This is a genomic window from Chryseobacterium sp. WLY505, from assembly GCF_030846215.1.
Lineage (GTDB): Bacteria > Bacteroidota > Bacteroidia > Flavobacteriales > Weeksellaceae > Chryseobacterium.
This window is the reverse complement of record NZ_JAVCWI010000005.1, coordinates 113,652-128,635: the sequence shown is the minus strand read 5'-3', so window position 1 is coordinate 128,635 and position 14,984 is coordinate 113,652. Positions and strand designations below refer to the sequence as shown.

The 14,984-nt window shown below is 36.0% G+C and carries 16 protein-coding genes; 9 read left to right on the top strand and 7 right to left on the bottom strand.

Features of this window, described 5'->3' with window-relative positions:
* The first annotated feature begins 15 nt into the window (after nucleotides 1–15).
* Nucleotides 16–396, top strand: coding sequence for a RidA family protein (locus tag RAH34_RS12635; RefSeq protein WP_034694591.1), 381 nt, complete (start codon nucleotides 16–18; stop codon nucleotides 394–396).
* Complete coding sequence (locus tag RAH34_RS12630; RefSeq protein ID WP_034694594.1) at nucleotides 396–851, top strand: hypothetical protein; 456 nt, start codon at nucleotides 396–398, stop codon at nucleotides 849–851. Before RAH34_RS12635 ends, RAH34_RS12630 begins: the two co-directional genes overlap by 1 nt.
* A 68-nt stretch (nucleotides 852–919) precedes the next feature.
* Here the strand turns inward: RAH34_RS12630 and RAH34_RS12625 are convergent, their stop codons facing one another.
* Nucleotides 920–2,449: a trypsin-like peptidase domain-containing protein gene (locus RAH34_RS12625; protein ID WP_306596370.1), complete on the bottom strand. Its 1,530-nt coding sequence runs from the start codon at nucleotides 2,447–2,449 to the stop codon at nucleotides 920–922.
* Nucleotides 2,450–2,789: 340 nt separating this feature from the next.
* Between RAH34_RS12625 and RAH34_RS12620 the strand changes: the two genes are divergently transcribed.
* Genes RAH34_RS12620 through RAH34_RS12605 form a run of 4 tightly spaced genes read left to right on the top strand, consistent with a single transcriptional unit; the run spans nucleotide 2,790 to nucleotide 6,264 of the window.
* Nucleotides 2,790–4,151 carry a rhodanese-related sulfurtransferase gene (locus RAH34_RS12620; RefSeq protein ID WP_114819918.1) on the top strand — a complete coding sequence of 454 codons (1,362 nt, stop codon included), beginning with the start codon at nucleotides 2,790–2,792 and terminating at the stop codon, nucleotides 4,149–4,151.
* A gap of 57 nt (nucleotides 4,152–4,208) precedes the next feature.
* Nucleotides 4,209–5,453: a peptidase U32 family protein gene (locus tag RAH34_RS12615; RefSeq protein WP_306596369.1), complete on the top strand. Its 1,245-nt coding sequence runs from the start codon at nucleotides 4,209–4,211 to the stop codon at nucleotides 5,451–5,453.
* On the top strand, nucleotides 5,453–5,683 hold the full coding sequence (locus RAH34_RS12610) for a ferredoxin (RefSeq protein WP_114819920.1): 231 nt from the start codon (nucleotides 5,453–5,455) through the stop codon (nucleotides 5,681–5,683). The genes RAH34_RS12615 and RAH34_RS12610 overlap by 1 nt, the downstream gene beginning before the upstream one ends.
* Nucleotides 5,684–5,688: 5 nt before the next feature.
* Nucleotides 5,689–6,264 carry a 5-formyltetrahydrofolate cyclo-ligase gene (locus RAH34_RS12605; protein ID WP_114819921.1) on the top strand — a complete coding sequence of 192 codons (576 nt, stop codon included), beginning with the start codon at nucleotides 5,689–5,691 and terminating at the stop codon, nucleotides 6,262–6,264.
* Here RAH34_RS12605 and RAH34_RS12600 read toward each other — a convergent pair.
* Together RAH34_RS12600 and RAH34_RS12595 are read right to left on the bottom strand one after the other, a co-directional pair.
* Nucleotides 6,213–6,794 carry a hypothetical protein gene (locus RAH34_RS12600; RefSeq protein ID WP_114819922.1) on the bottom strand — a complete coding sequence of 194 codons (582 nt, stop codon included), beginning with the start codon at nucleotides 6,792–6,794 and terminating at the stop codon, nucleotides 6,213–6,215. The genes RAH34_RS12605 and RAH34_RS12600 overlap by 52 nt on opposite strands.
* On the bottom strand, nucleotides 6,778–7,959 hold the full coding sequence (locus tag RAH34_RS12595) for a hypothetical protein (RefSeq protein WP_114819923.1): 1,182 nt from the start codon (nucleotides 7,957–7,959) through the stop codon (nucleotides 6,778–6,780). Before RAH34_RS12595 ends, RAH34_RS12600 begins: the two co-directional genes overlap by 17 nt.
* Before the next feature lie 183 nt (nucleotides 7,960–8,142).
* On the opposite strand from RAH34_RS12595, the gene RAH34_RS12590 reads away from it, so the two are divergent.
* On the top strand, nucleotides 8,143–8,472 hold the full coding sequence (locus tag RAH34_RS12590) for a hypothetical protein (protein WP_034694620.1): 330 nt from the start codon (nucleotides 8,143–8,145) through the stop codon (nucleotides 8,470–8,472).
* Between the two features lie 121 nt (nucleotides 8,473–8,593).
* Here RAH34_RS12590 and RAH34_RS12585 read toward each other — a convergent pair whose 3' ends face one another.
* The 4 genes from RAH34_RS12585 to rmuC all read right to left on the bottom strand — a co-directional run bounded on the left by RAH34_RS12585 (nucleotide 8,594) and on the right by rmuC (nucleotide 12,621).
* The gene (locus RAH34_RS12585; protein ID WP_306596368.1) at nucleotides 8,594–9,361 is read right to left on the bottom strand and encodes an RNA methyltransferase; all 768 of its coding nucleotides are present in this window, start codon (nucleotides 9,359–9,361) and stop codon (nucleotides 8,594–8,596) included.
* Nucleotides 9,362–9,381: 20 nt separating this feature from the next.
* A complete protein-coding gene (locus RAH34_RS12580) occupies nucleotides 9,382–10,173 on the bottom strand; it encodes a CPBP family intramembrane glutamic endopeptidase (protein ID WP_306596367.1) in 792 nt (263 codons plus the stop codon).
* Nucleotides 10,174–10,263: 90 nt separating this feature from the next.
* Nucleotides 10,264–11,103: a LytTR family DNA-binding domain-containing protein gene (locus RAH34_RS12575; protein ID WP_306596366.1), complete on the bottom strand. Its 840-nt coding sequence runs from the start codon at nucleotides 11,101–11,103 to the stop codon at nucleotides 10,264–10,266.
* A 12-nt stretch (nucleotides 11,104–11,115) separates the two neighbouring features.
* A complete protein-coding gene (gene rmuC / locus RAH34_RS12570) occupies nucleotides 11,116–12,621 on the bottom strand; it encodes a DNA recombination protein RmuC (RefSeq protein WP_114819927.1) in 1,506 nt (501 codons plus the stop codon).
* 200 nt (nucleotides 12,622–12,821) lie between these two features.
* Between rmuC and RAH34_RS12565 the strand changes: the two genes are divergently transcribed.
* Together RAH34_RS12565 and RAH34_RS12560 are read left to right on the top strand one after the other, a co-directional pair.
* A complete protein-coding gene (locus RAH34_RS12565) occupies nucleotides 12,822–13,496 on the top strand; it encodes a response regulator transcription factor (RefSeq protein ID WP_306596365.1) in 675 nt (224 codons plus the stop codon).
* Nucleotides 13,497–13,498: 2 nt separating this feature from the next.
* A complete protein-coding gene (locus RAH34_RS12560) occupies nucleotides 13,499–14,863 on the top strand; it encodes a HAMP domain-containing sensor histidine kinase (RefSeq protein ID WP_306596364.1) in 1,365 nt (454 codons plus the stop codon).
* The last annotated feature ends 121 nt before the right edge of the window (nucleotides 14,864–14,984 follow it).

Here is a 14,984-nt window from a genome sequence, read left to right as displayed (position 1 = left end):
ATTAAATATCCGCATATGAAACAAATAATCAACACAGTTAATGCACCCGCAGCTATCGGGCCTTATTCACAAGCTAATATGGCCAACGGAGTTTTGTATATCTCCGGGCAGATTCCTGTAGATCCTGCAACTGGTAAACTGGTAGAAGGTATTGAAAAAGAAACACATCAGGTAATGAAAAACCTTGAAGCGATTCTTACTGAAGCTGGCATGACTTTCAAAAATGTTGTAAAAGCGACCATCTTCCTTAAAAGTATGGATGATTTTGCTGTAATGAATGATATCTATGCATCTTACTTAGATTCAGAAAGCTATCCAGCCCGTGAAACAGTACAGGTTTCATGTTTGCCTAAAAATGTGGATATCGAAATTTCTATGATTGCACATCAGGATTAATGAACTTTATAAGAAATACAATTGCGGTTCTGATAGGTCTTGGTATTGCAGGGCTTATTATTACTCTTGGTATAAGGGCTTTTCCGCAATGGGTAACTTTTGAGGCTTTTGCTCCGTTTGAGCACTGGCAGCGGTTTCTTTTCAGCATGAAAGATGATAAGGCGTTTTTCGGCTTCCTTTTGTTTATTTCCGGATTAGGAACTACCATTGGAGGAGTTGCAACTGCCATTATCGTTAAATACGCTAAAGTAGCCTATGCTATTCTGATTGGCTTTATTATGCTTTTTATTGCCATGTTGGATGTTATTATTTTTCCTTATCATCCTACGTTTTATAAGATCTCCATTTTCCTTACGTTCTTTCCGTTTTCCTGGATCGGAGGTAAGATTGTTGAAGTGATCTACGAAAGAAATAAAAAGAAAAGTATTGCTGATAAAATGAACAAGTCTAAATAAACAATAAAAAAACGCTGCAGATCTTTGCAGCGTTTTTTGTTGATATGAAAAACTGATTTGTTTTCTGATTAAGGCATTTTGAAACCTTTGGTATAAATTCTTCCGTAGTCATCCACAAATTTCACCTGTACATTCCCCTGATATTTCTCAAGGATCTTTTCGACATCTTTCTGTGAATTCACCGGTTTACCATTTACCTCGATGATGATATAGTTGTCCACGATTCCGATTTTAGCCATTTCGCTGCCCTCAGATACGTTTTTAGCCACGACACCACTGTTCAGTCCATATTCTGTTTTGAAACGTTCTGTAAGAGGATCAAATTCAGCCCCGATTTTTTCAGTTACAGTAAGATCTGCTTTCGTTCTGGTAGAAGTACCTCCTTTCTGGTCTCTAAGGGTTACAGTAGTAGTACCTTCTTTACCATTTCTTGAATACGTTACCTGAACTTTATCACCAGGACGTTTGCTTCCGATAGACATAGAAAGATCCGCAAAATCTGTGATATCGTAGTTGTCTACTTTAGTAATTACATCTCCTTTTTTCAATCCTGCATCTTCAGCACCACTGTTTTCACCAAATCCTGTAACATAAATTCCGGAACCTACCTTCAGGTTAGTTTTGAACTGTTTGTTATAAGAAGATACCAATTGATCATTTGAAAGGTCTAAAGACTGAACGCCCAGGAATCCTCTCTGTACAATTCCGAATTTCTTGATATCCTCAACAATTTTTCTTGCTAAGTTAGAAGGCACTGCAAATCCATATCCCTGATAATAACCTGTAGTAGACTGAATCGCAGAGTTGATTCCGATAAGCTCTCCATTGGTGTTCACTAAAGCTCCTCCTGAGTTACCCGGGTTAATAGCAGCATCCGTCTGAATGAAACTTTCAATAGGATTAGTAGCTTTTCCCTGACTTCCCAAAATTCCGATACCTCTTCCTTTTGCAGAAACAATACCCGCTGTTACCGTAGAATTTAATCCCAATGGATTTCCTACTGCAAGTACCCACTGTCCTACATCAATATTGTCAGAATTTGCAAAATTCAGATAAGGAAGACCCTTTTCTTCAATTTTTAATAAAGAAATGTCCGTGTTAGGATCTGTTCCTACTAAAGTTGCAATATATGATTTCTTGTTGCTTAATACCACTTCCAGTTTATTAGCACCTGCTACCACGTGATTGTTGGAAATTATATAGCCGTCCGGAGAGATGATGACCCCCGAACCCATTCCTGATGGCATGTTGTCTGGAGTCTGCTGCTGCTTTTGTCTCTGCTGTCCTCTTCCTCCAAAAGGATCTCCGAAGAAAAAGTCAAACAAATCCTGCTCTGAAGCACGGCTTGATGTTCTGTTTTGGTAGTTTTTAATGGTCACTACAGCCGGAACAGTTGTTTTAGCTGCCTTTACAAAATCTTCACCTACCGCTCCCGTATTCATTCCTGCGAATGAGGTGTTGGGGGCTGCTGTTGTGAAATAAGATTGATCTCCATTGTTGGAGCCGTGTCCGAAATATTGTAAAGCTCCAACGGTAGTAGCTCCGGAAATGACTCCAACTACTGCAAATGGTAATAGTTTTTTTAAAGTACTCTTCATTGTATATCTTTCTTGTTTATTAATTAATTTTTCTTTTTATGTTTTTGAGTAAACAAATTTAATGTTAAATAAGTAAGCAATTAGTATGCTATGTTTCAATTTTAACTAAAATTTAACGGCTATTATATCATTTTATGCCTTATGTCATAATTGTTAATGCCACAGTTAACAAAACTTAAAAAAAAATTAAAGAAAATATGGCAGACTTATGATATAAAGTCGTGTGTTTTTCATCGTTGTCATGTCATTACTCACTGTTCGTGATTGTTGTCATAAATATACTTAATTCTAAAATTATTATCTTTGCAAAAATTTTATTCTCACTTAAAACGTTTATAGCATGCAACTGTATAACACCTTAAGCGCAGAAGAAAGAGCTCAGCTTATTGATGAAGCCGGTAAAGACCGTCTTACTTTGTCTTTCTATGCGTATGCCAAAATCGAAGACCCTAAAAAATTTCGCGACGAATTATTTATAGCCTGGAATGCATTGGATGCACTCGGCCGTATTTATGTTGCAACAGAAGGAATCAATGCTCAGATGAGTGTTCCTGCTGATCAGTTTGAGGCTTTTCGTGATACGCTGGAAGTATATGACTTCATGAAAGGAATCCGTTTGAATGTAGCGGTAGACCAGGACAATTACTCATTTTTAAAATTAACCATAAAAGTCAGAAATAAAATTGTTGCTGACGGTTTGAATGACGAGACTTTTGATGTGACCAATAAAGGAATTCACTTAAAAGCTCAGGAGTTCAATAATATGCTGGATGATCCCAATACCATTGTCGTAGATTTCAGAAATCACTACGAAAGTGAAGTGGGGCATTTTGAAGGAGCGATTACTCCGGATGTGGAAAACTTCAGAGAAAGTTTACCAATCATTAACGAACAGCTGCAGGATTTTAAAGAAGATAAAAACCTATTGATGTACTGTACCGGAGGAATCCGTTGTGAAAAAGCAAGTGCGTACTTCAAACACCAGGGTTTCAAAAATGTATATCAATTGGAAGGAGGTATCATTGAATATACACGTCAGATCAAAGAAGAAGGAATAGAAAGTAAGTTTATCGGTAAAAACTTTGTATTTGACCACCGTTTAGGGGAGAGAATTACAGATGATATTATTTCACAGTGCCACCAGTGTGGAAAACCTTGTGATAATCATACGAACTGCGCAAACGATGCGTGCCACCTTCTATTTATCCAATGTGACGAATGTAAAGCGGCAATGGAAAACTGCTGTTCTACAGAATGTCTGGACACCATCCATTTACCTTGGGATGAGCAGGTGAAATTAAGAAAGGGACTTCAGGTTGGAAATAAAGTATTCAGAAAAGGAAAATCTGATGCTTTGAAATTCAAAAACTCCGGAGACTTATCAGACAAACCTTTAGCAAAAGCTGAAACAAAAAATATCCGTCAGAAGATTGCTGTCAAAAAAGAATTGATTGGAAAAGCAGAACATTACTATTCCAAATCAAAAATTGCACAGTTTTTAATTGAAAATAAAGATCTGTCGGTAGGGGATAAAATAATAATTTCAGGTCCGACAACAGGAGAGCAGGAAGTTACTGTTACTGAAATCTATGCTAACGGAGGCCCTTGCGAAACAGCAAAACAAGGAGATCAGATTACTTTTGCATTACCATTCAGAGTTCGCTTATCTGATAAGCTGTACAGAATTGTGCAAAATTCATAATTCAGGGCTTTCAGTAAATTATTTCTGTTTTAATAACCTAGTAATTCCGGACTCAAAATGACAAAAAACGGAACAATAGAGTTGATGTCTCCTGCAGGAGATTTCATATCACTTCAGGCAGCTATAGATAATGGTGCAGACTCTGTCTATTTTGGAGTTGAGCAGCTCAATATGCGTGCCAGAGCCACAATGAACTTTACCATTGATGATCTGCCGGAAATTGCCGCAAGATGTGCTGAAAAAGGAGTAAGAACGTATCTTACCCTTAATACCATCATCTATGACCATGATCTCTCCATCGTCAGAACACTTCTTGATAAAGCGAAAGAGGCAGGTCTTACAGCAGTAATTGCAATGGATCAGGCTGTAATTTCTTATGCAAGGCAAATTGGTATGGAGGTGCATATTTCCACCCAGATTAATATAACCAATATTGAAACGGTAAAATTCTATGCTCTTTTTGCTGATACAATGGTAATGAGCCGTGAATTAAGTATCAGCCAGATCAAAAAAATCTGTACCCAGATTGAAAAAGATCAGGTAAAAGGACCTTCCGGTAATCTTGTTGAAGTGGAAATTTTCGGACATGGTGCCTTATGCATGGCAGTATCCGGGAAATGTTATCTGAGTCTTCATTCCCATAATTCTTCAGCAAACAGAGGTGCCTGCAAACAGAACTGCCGGAAAAAATATACTGTGATTGATCAGGAGTCAGGTTTTGAAATTGAACTTGACAACGAATATATGATGTCTCCCAAAGACCTTTGTACGATTGGTTTCCTGAATCAGATTGTGGATGCCGGAGTGAAAGTCTTGAAGGTAGAAGGAAGAGGAAGGGCTCCGGAATATGTAGCAACAGTTACAAAATGTTATAGGGAAGCAATCGACAGTATTGCCGAAGGAACATTTTCTCAGGAAAAAGTGGATAAGTGGATGAAACTTCTGGAGACCGTCTACAACAGAGGTTTCTGGAGTGGTTATTATCTTGGCCAGGAGCTGGGTGAGTGGTCTTCAAACTCAGGTTCCGGTGCAACACAAAAGAAAGTTTATATCGGAAAAGGACGACACTTCTATCCGAAAGCCAATATCGCAGAATTTGTGGTTGAAGCGTATGATATTTCTGTAGGAGACAATGTGCTTATACAGGGACCCACTACAGGATCACAGGAAATGGTCATCGAAAGCATGATGGTTGATGAGAAGGAAGGAGCGGACAAGGCAACAAAATCTGATATGATTACTTTTCCTACGAAGTTCCGCATACGCCCAAGTGACAAATTATATAAAATTGTGAAAGCGTAATGGTCATTGCTACACTTCAAAGAGATAAATGTATTGGGTGTAATTACTGTGTCGAATTCGCTCCGGAATATTTTAGAATGTCCAAAAAAGATGGTAAATCAGTATTGCTTAAGACCATTGATAAAAAAGGCTTCTACACGTTAAAAACACCAGACCAGGAAGCGTTTGAATATTTGGAGAGAGCCGCCAACGCCTGTCCTGTGAAAATTATTTCTGTAAGAATCACTTAATCATTATGCTGAAAGCTGAGCTTAGAAAAAAATATACCCAAAAAAGGAAAGCCTTGTCTTCAGATGAGGCTTTTCTGTTATCTGAGAAGATTTTTGAAAATTTCATTCAATATTTTAAGCCAAAAGAATCAGAAAAAGTACATATTTTTATCCCGATTCCGGCAAGAATGGAAATTGATACCCGGATCTTCATTCAATATTTTTTAGCGCAGAACATCCGTGTTTATGTACCTAAAATTGTTGCTGATAAGCTGATTAATATTGAAATTTTTGAAGATACTGTTTTTGAAACCAACAATTGGGGGATTTCGGAACCTGTTTCCAATGATGATTCCGGAGAAAATTATTTTCATTATGTGATTACGCCTTTATTGTACTGTGACAAAAAAGGGAATAGAGTAGGATACGGTAAAGGTTTTTATGACGGATTGTTTCAAAGTATTTCTCCTGAGACAAAAAAAATCGGAGTCAATTATTTTGACCCCGATGAATATGTGGATGATGTCTGGGAAAATGATATTCCATTAGACTATTTGGTTACTCCTACTGAGGTGCTGTCTTTTTTAAGCGGTTTGGAATAAAAATCCAGAAAGTAGAATTTAAATTCTTTTTTAAGCTTGGACGTAGAAAGCAGGATGTATTGTGCGTTCTTTTCAAAGCTTCCCAAAGATTTATTTTTACTGTCAAAGTACTCCACATCGAACTTGGCGTAGTCCAGCGTATCTTTTTTATAAAACTCTTTATACACATTCAGGTTGCTTACTTTAGCTGTTTTTGCTTTCATGCTGTCCAGCTCTTTTAGCAATGTTTTAAATGTCAGAGAATCCGGTTTGTGGAAATAACTTTCCATTTGTGAATAAATCACGGTATCTATTTCTGTATTTCTGTTTCCGCTAAGGTATAGGGTAGACAGATCAAGAAGTTCCTGAACTTTTTGTTTGGTAATGGAATTAATCGCCTGCATACTATCCATCTGTACAGCAGGATAGCTTTTTTCGTTGGTGCTGTTTCGTAGTTTATCGAGGTCGCTTACCTCTGAGGTTTTATTGTTACAGGCAATAAATAAAGTCAGAAGCACGGTGAAAATTAAAAAATTACTTATTCTTTTCATCTGTGGTAGCAATTTTAAATTTGATGGATACAATTTTACCTTTGATATCCTTTTTCATTTCTATTACATTCAGGTTTTTCAGAGAGGTTGTAGGAGTCGTTACCAGCGTGATATACTTCTGCTTATCCAGCCTTTCAATACCATAAGTATCATTATCATATACCTGATAGATCACTGCATTGTTGCTGATCAGGTTTTCAAGCTGATTTCTTTTTTGCTTGATAAGAGCCACCTGCTCATCAGGATTTCCTCCTTTGATGTCTTTTATAGAGAAATAATAGACCGCCATCTTATAATCATCCGGCTTTAGTTCTATTTTCTCTTCTTCAGGAGCATTTTCAAGGTTTCTGTTAACTTCCAGCGGTTCGTAGAAAGGAGCGCTGATTCTCATTTTTAAATTTTTATCCTTGGTCGAATAATAGAAACACTCGCCCGGCTTTATTTTATACATCAATGGAGATTCATTTTCTTTCACTACCATTATTTCTAAGGTATTGATCACAGAAACTCCTCTGTCTTTGTCGATGAAACAATATTTGTAAGTTTTTGAAAAAAGAACATCTTTAAATCCTAATAGACCGGTAATCGTAATTAAAACTGAAGTAACAAGTGCCCAGGCATTCTTTTTGAAGAAATTTTTCTTAGGATGAACAGCTGGAATTTCAATTTCGTTGGTTGCTGTTTTATTTTGTGTAATTGTCTGGTTTTCAGTGTTCGATTTTTGTAAATCAGTATTTTCTTGAGCTCTGGTATCAACTTTTTTAGGTTGAAATTCAATTTTTGGAAGTTCAGGAGCTTCAGAAACTGTTTTTTCAAGTTCGTCCAGATCTTCGTCATCAAAATTTTCATTTTCCTGGAGTAATTCACCAGCAAAAAGATGTTGTTTCTTGAAATCGTACCATGAGTCATAACCTGCATAAATACTCAATAAATTGAGCATATCTATTCTTGGTAATTTAGTAACCGGTGAAGTTTTAAAGTAGGTGTAAAATGACTTTTCACTGATGTTTCCTTTCGCCTTTTTTCGAAGGTCTTCCTGAAAATATATAATATCTATACCCTTCCACTTGGATATGTCATCCTGCGAAGGGGTATATTCTTTTAAGTATTGACCCTGAACATCCTTTTTTAGCTGCTCAAAGTGTAATAGATCTAAATCTGTCAATTTTTCAAAAAATAATTAAATTGTTGATTATCAGCTATGTTTTTTTGTAAAACTATTTTACAAAGGTATTACAATTATTTTTCATAGACAAATTTTCTAACTGCTCTACCTTTGTCTTGTTCAAATAACAGAACAGAAGAAAATTTTATAAAACAATATTAACAAAATTAAATTTAATTTATTATGAAAAAGTCATTATTCGTAGCTGCTATCGCTGCAATCTCTCTAGTTGCTTGTAAAAAAACTGAAGCTACTGCTACTGAAGGTACAACTGATTCTGCTGCTGCTACTGTAGCTGATTCTGCTGCTGTAGTTTCTGATTCAGCTGCTAAAGTTGTTGATTCTGCTGCAACTACTGCTGTAGAAGCTACTAAAGATGCTGCTGCTGCTACTACTGCTGCTGGTGCTGAAGTTGCTAAAGATGCTGCTAAAGGTGCTGCTGACGCTGCTAAAGGTGCTGCTGATGCTGCTAAAGGAGCTGCTGATGCTGCTAAAGATGCTGCTAAGAAATAATTCTAGCATACGCTTAACAATAAAAGAACCGTTTCACCCAGTGAAACGGTTTTTTTATGCTTAGTCATTGGAGCCGAAGGCGAAGCAATCACTTTTATATCAAAATCAGATCGGGAATAGATTATCCCTTCTTCTGTTTCAAAGATTCATAGCAGGTAATAGCTACTGCATTACTCAGGTTCAAAGAATCAATACTTCCAGCCATAGGAATTAACGTGTTTTTTCCTTTTCCAATCCAGAAATCACTCAATCCGGAATGTTCCGTCCCGAATAATACTGCAGAACGCTGTCTGAAATCTCTCTTATAAAGGTCTTCAGCACTTTCATCCATAAGTGTAGTGTAAATATTGAAACTGTTTTTTTGCAGAAATTCCAAGGTTTCTTCATTCTCAGCCTGATAGACTTCCATTCCGAAAAGGCAGCCAACACTGGATCTGATGACATTGGGATTATAGAAATCGGTTTTTCCGTCTGCAACAATCAGTGCATCGACTCCAAAAGCTTCACAGCTTCTTAAAATAGCACCAAGATTTCCTGGCTTTTCTACGCCTTCAACAATAATTACCGTAGAATCTTCTTTAGGAACAAAGGTCGAAAGTGGAGTTTCTTTTGCCTGGTAGATGCCGATAATTCCTTCAGAACTTCCTCTGTAAGCAATTTTTTCATAGACTTTTTCACTTACATAATGGATTTTCCCATCAGGAAGAGTTCCTTTGAAGATATTTTCAGAGATAAAGAACTCCAGCGGCTCAAAATCATACTGCATGGCTCTTTCATTTTCCTGCTGGCCCTCTACCACAAAAACTTTTGATTTTTTACGAAACCTGTTGTCAGTAAGGAGCTTAGTGACGTTTTTTATTTTATCGTTTTGAAAACTTTCTATCAACATGCTGCAAAATTATGCAAAATTTATGATTGAACTTCTCTGGTTTTGATAAAAAGACTTTTCCATGTAACCTCAAATGGAGTTTTGTTTTTCCTTTTATAATAGATGACCGTTAAGATCAGGACGATAATGGATAGAAGTTTATAGAGATTTCCATAGAGGTTTCCGGAAACATTTTCCGATACATTAAAGATTTCCCAGTACAGATTCATAAAAAAATGAAGGAAAATTGCGGTCCATAAGTTGTATTCCGATTCAAAATACGCCCAGGCGAAGAATATTGATCCTAAAAATGTAATGGCAAATATCTCAACAAGTTCCGTTATATTTTGACTTTGGTAGATATGTACCTGTGCAAATAATAGTGAACCCAATAAGGCAGATGATAAAAATCCAAGCCGTGTAAATCTGTATAGTATTCCAATAAGAAAAGCTCTGAAAATAAATTCTTCAAAAAATGCTGATGAAAGAGTATTGATAAACAAGGATTCAAAATTTATTTTTGAGATTGGTTTAAAATGAATCAGGTATCCAATGAGCATAGGAGTAGTTCCGGTAAGTGCTAACACAAATCCTTTGATAATGGGTTTGTTTAATGAGAACAGATCAAGGATCTGTTTTTGGGGTAACAGAATTTTTAAGGTGACTATCAATGGAATTAATGTTACCGAATAAGCAATTATATGGGCTATTGCTTTACTGTGAAACAAATCTTTTGAGAAAGTCTGTATGGTTTTAAAAAAGAGAAAATCAAAGAAATAATAGGTTGTAAATCCTAGAATAAAGATGAAAAAGAAGCGGATGTTTTTACTCATAACTGTTAATTTTGAGCAAAAATGTAGCTTTAAATCAATGCTTTCAACTTAATGTTATGAATGACAAAGAATAGTGACGAATGACAAAATTTATAGATTTTGCTGCTGTAACTGAGGAATAATTGAAGGAATAAAACTTCTTGAAACAGGAATTTCAAAATCAATTTCCGGAAGAATTAATTTATAACCCTGAGCATTTCCTTTGATTTTCTTTACCCTTCCAAGGTTGACAATATAAGAACGGTGGCATTTTTTGACAGAACCAGTTTCGATTTGTTGTAAAACATTGGCTAAACTTATTCTGATCAATGCTTTTTGTAAGCTGTTGTTCTCTAAAAAGTAAAATGTACAATAATTTTCCATAGACTGAACGAATAGAAAATCGTTCTCATTGATTATAAGTTCTGTATTTTGTGCCGTTATTTTTAACAGATTTTGTCGTTGTTCAGAAGCCGAAACGGGAAGATGTTGAGAAATATCGCGGGCTTTCTTTTCATGAATATTCTTTAAATAGATGTACCGTGATAAAATATAGATGATTGAAATAGGAATTCCGACAGCCAAAGTATACAGGAACATATAAAAGTAATTGACTATATCCAGCTTTACATGGCTCAAGAATAATGAATTGTAAAAGTAGGATAAAACAGAACCCAGAAATAGGATGAGAGTTATTTTTAGGAGTTCAGAACCAATATTCCAGTTGCTGAAACGGGAAGTTGTAAGATTGGCCATTAAAAATGCCATTCCAAAAATAATGCAATAGGGAAAAAGTAATACAAATTTATAGGGATGCTGAAAATTTTCTGTACCAAAAGGCTGAAAAATAATCAGAAACAAATAGACAGCAATTCCTGCTCCCAGTGAAGAAACGAAAATTTCTTTGAAAGATTCAGACTTTGGGTATGGATATGCAGCAAATGAAAACATAAAACCTGGGATTTAGCTTTCTGATGGTTCAATAAAATTGCCATTGTCAATAAGACTTTGAGGGAGGTCTTTTTTATTTTTAATTCCAAGTGACTTCAATTTCTGCGTCTGGATCACCAGGTTGTCATTTCCGGTATGAAGCTGTTTGTAAGCATCATTGAATACATTTTTCGCCTGATCCAGATTTCGTCCTACTTTTTCCAGGTTTTCTACAAAACCTACGAATTTGTCATAGAGTCTGGCTCCGCGATCAGCAATTTCAATAGAATTCCGGTTTTGATATTCACGCTTCCAAAGATCGGCAATCAGCTTAAGAGAAGTGATCAGATTACTTGGATTCAACAACAGGATTCTTCTTTCGTAAGCATAGTTCCAAAGATTCTGGTCTGCCTGCATTGCTGCAATATAAGCCGGTTCACTCGGAATAAACATCATCACAAAATCCAATGATTTTCCATAATCGTCATATGCTTTTTGACTGAGTTGATTAATATGATTTTTTATTGAACCAAGATGCTGGCTTAATTTTATAGCGTAAACATCAGCATCGGTTTCATCTACCAATTCTGTGAAAGCGGTCAGAGATACTTTTGAATCAATAATAACATTCCTTTCGTCAGGGTATTTTACAACGGCATCAGGACGCATTTTCTTTCCGGAGAATTCTGAGAATAAAGCTTTATTATCTTCATCGCGTAATTCATGCTCAAGGAAATATTCTCTTCCTTTTACCAGTCCGGATTTTTCAAGAATGCTTTCCAGAATCATCTCGCCCCAGTTCCCCTGGGTTTTGCTTTCTCCTTTCAGGGCACGGGTCAGTTTTTTGGCATCTTCGGAAATCTGCTGGTTCAGTTCCGCCAGTTCTTTTACTTTTTCCGCAAGGGAGAAACGTTCTTTATTTTCCTTTTCATAGGCTTCGTTGACTTTATTTTTTAAATCCGCGATTTTCTCCTGAAAAGGTTCAAGGATATTTTTTAAGTTATTTTGATTTAAGGCAGTAAACTTTTCAGTTTTTTCTTCTAAAATTTTATTGGCAAGGTTTTCAAACTGAAGTTTAGAATCTTCCTGAATCTTGACAATTTCTTCTTTCTGGGTGTCAAGAGATTGCTGAAGACCTTCATTTTTAGCCGAAAGCTCAGAATTTTTAGCAAAAAGAGTCTGTTTTTCAAGAATGTGAGTGTCTATCTGAGAAGTCTGTCTCTGATTGATTTGTTTTAATTCCTGAAACTGAAGGTTTAACGATGAATATTCGGCAGATATTTTAGAAAATTCATTTTTCAGGTCATCCAGCAGGTCCTGCTGCAGCATATTGGCTTCTTTTTCTTTACTGATATTCTGATGAAGCTCCTGAATTTTAAGGTTTGAATTTTCAAGATCAGATTGATTTTTAATAGATAAGGTGTTCAGTGCATCATAAGAACTTCTTGAGACCATTGATGATTTCAAGGCAAAATATAATATAACAGCGCCAAGTATACCACCGGCAATCAATCCAATAATTAAATATATCATCTCCATCTTCCAAAATTATGAAAAAAGGTCGGAAGCTGGAAGCGGGATGTCGGAAGTTCCTTTTGGACAGATAAGAACTGACTACTTTTTTAAAGGTAAATAAAATGGAAACTATTGCTTTATAAAATTCTATGATTTCTCTCTTCCAGCCCCCATCTTCCTTTCTGAATTAGAATACCTATATTTATGGGAAATTTCAGAGACTTATGAATATTTTGTTGGTAGAAGATGATCAAAGAATCAGCAATTTTCTGATTAAAGGCCTTTCTGAGGCTGGCTATAATACGACCCTTGCAGATTCCGGTGAAAAGGCGCGTGAGCTTATTCATATCTATGATTTTGATATTATTTTAATGGATATCATGCTTCCCGGATTAGACGGAATGCAGCTTACCCAGATTATCAGATTTAAAGGAAACTATACCCCGATTTTGGTTTTAAGTGCCCTGAACAGTCCTGATGATAAAATCAAAATGCTGGATATGGGCGCTGATGATTATTTATCCAAACCCTTCCATTTTGAAGAACTGATTTCAAGGATTAAAGCCTTAACCAGAAGAAATAAAATGAGCTACCAAAAGGAGGATCAATATTTATCATGTGGAAATATCGTCATTGATACGGATCTTCATAAAGTAACTCAGAATGACAAGGAAATAGAATTTTCCCCTACGGAATACAAATTGTTTACTTTCCTGATGGAGAATAAAAATAAAGTATTGAGCAGAACCCAGATTTTACATAAAGTATGGGGAATTGATTTCGATAATACAACGAATGTAGTGGATGTTTATATTTCCTATGTCCGTAATAAGATTGATGAGACCGAACAGAAAATTATTCATACAGTAAAAGGAACCGGATATTTGATCAAAGACTGAAAATGACGCTCAGAAACAGATTTACCCTTATTTCAAGCCTGTCATTCGGCATTGTTTCTATCATCACATCTGCGGTGATATTTTTTGCCTACTATGACAGTACCAAGATTTTTTATTTTGAAAAACTGAGAAATACGGCTCTTATCTCTGCTATTTATTATCTCGAAAAAGACGAACTCCCGAAAGACCGACATGCCCAGATCAAAAAAGAATACAATCATCTGATTCAGAATAACAGGGTAGCGGTTTATAATCAGAATAATGAAGTTACTTTTGGACATAACCTGAATGATAAGAATATAAAACTTTCCCATTTGCAGTCTGTACGAAGCAATAAAGGAATACAGTTTATGTCTGATAATCAATTCTACTACGGGATTTTTTATCCGGATAATCAGGGAGATTTTGTTGTTTTTGTGAAATCTTCCAACGATTCTTTCCAGTCGCAGATCCTGAGATTGGCTATTATCATGCTTTCGGTGCTTGTAATTGGACTGCTTGCCATCTATTTTCTGAGCAGATATCTTTCCAAGGTGGTTTATAAACCTATTTCCAATGTGGTAGAACGGATCAATAAAGTGGAGTATAATAACATTTCTACGGCAATTATTACTTCCACCAATACCAATGATGAAATTGAAGATCTCATTAAATCTTATAATAAACTGTTGGGCAGAATTTCCGAAAATGTGCTTTTACAGCAGAACTTCATCAATTATGTTTCCCATGAATTTAAAACACCCTTAGCTGCAATTTCCGGAAATCTGGAAGTGTTTGCCCAAAAAGACCGTACGCCGCAAGAATATAGAGAAGTAGCAAAAGAGTCATTGGAAAACGTGTATGAGATTGAAAATATTCTGAACAACCTTTTACTGATGTCCGGAATGACAAAGCTGGAATCTTCTCACAAACCCATGAGAGTAGATGAGCTGATCTGGAAGATTTATGAAAAACTGGAGCCCAAAGCAAAGGAAAGCCATTCATCCATTAAAATACAGCTTCAGGTAACAAAACCTGCTTTGCTGGAATTTCCGGGAAACGAAACACTTCTCTATCTGGCGTTATATAATATTGTAGAAAATGCCATCAAATATTCCTATGACAAACCTATAGTGATTATATTATCAGAAAAATACAACCAGTTGTATATTGAGGTCAGAGATGAAGGAAGAGGAATCCCGGCAGATGATCTTGTGAAAATATCTGAAACTTTCTACAGAGGAAAAAACGTAGATACTGTGAAAGGAAGTGGAATTGGCTTGTCTCTTTCAAAAAGTATCTTTGATCATCATCATATTGTAATGAAAATTGATTCTACAGTCAATGTGGGAACCAATGTCCTTCTTGAATTTCCTGTTCATTCCTGATTTTTTTCTCGCAGATTTTGCTGATTGAGCAGATTCATAATCTTAGATTAATTTAAAATCTTATTAAGAACATATTCATAATAACGAAATCTGCGTTATCTGCAAAATCTGCGCGAGAGTA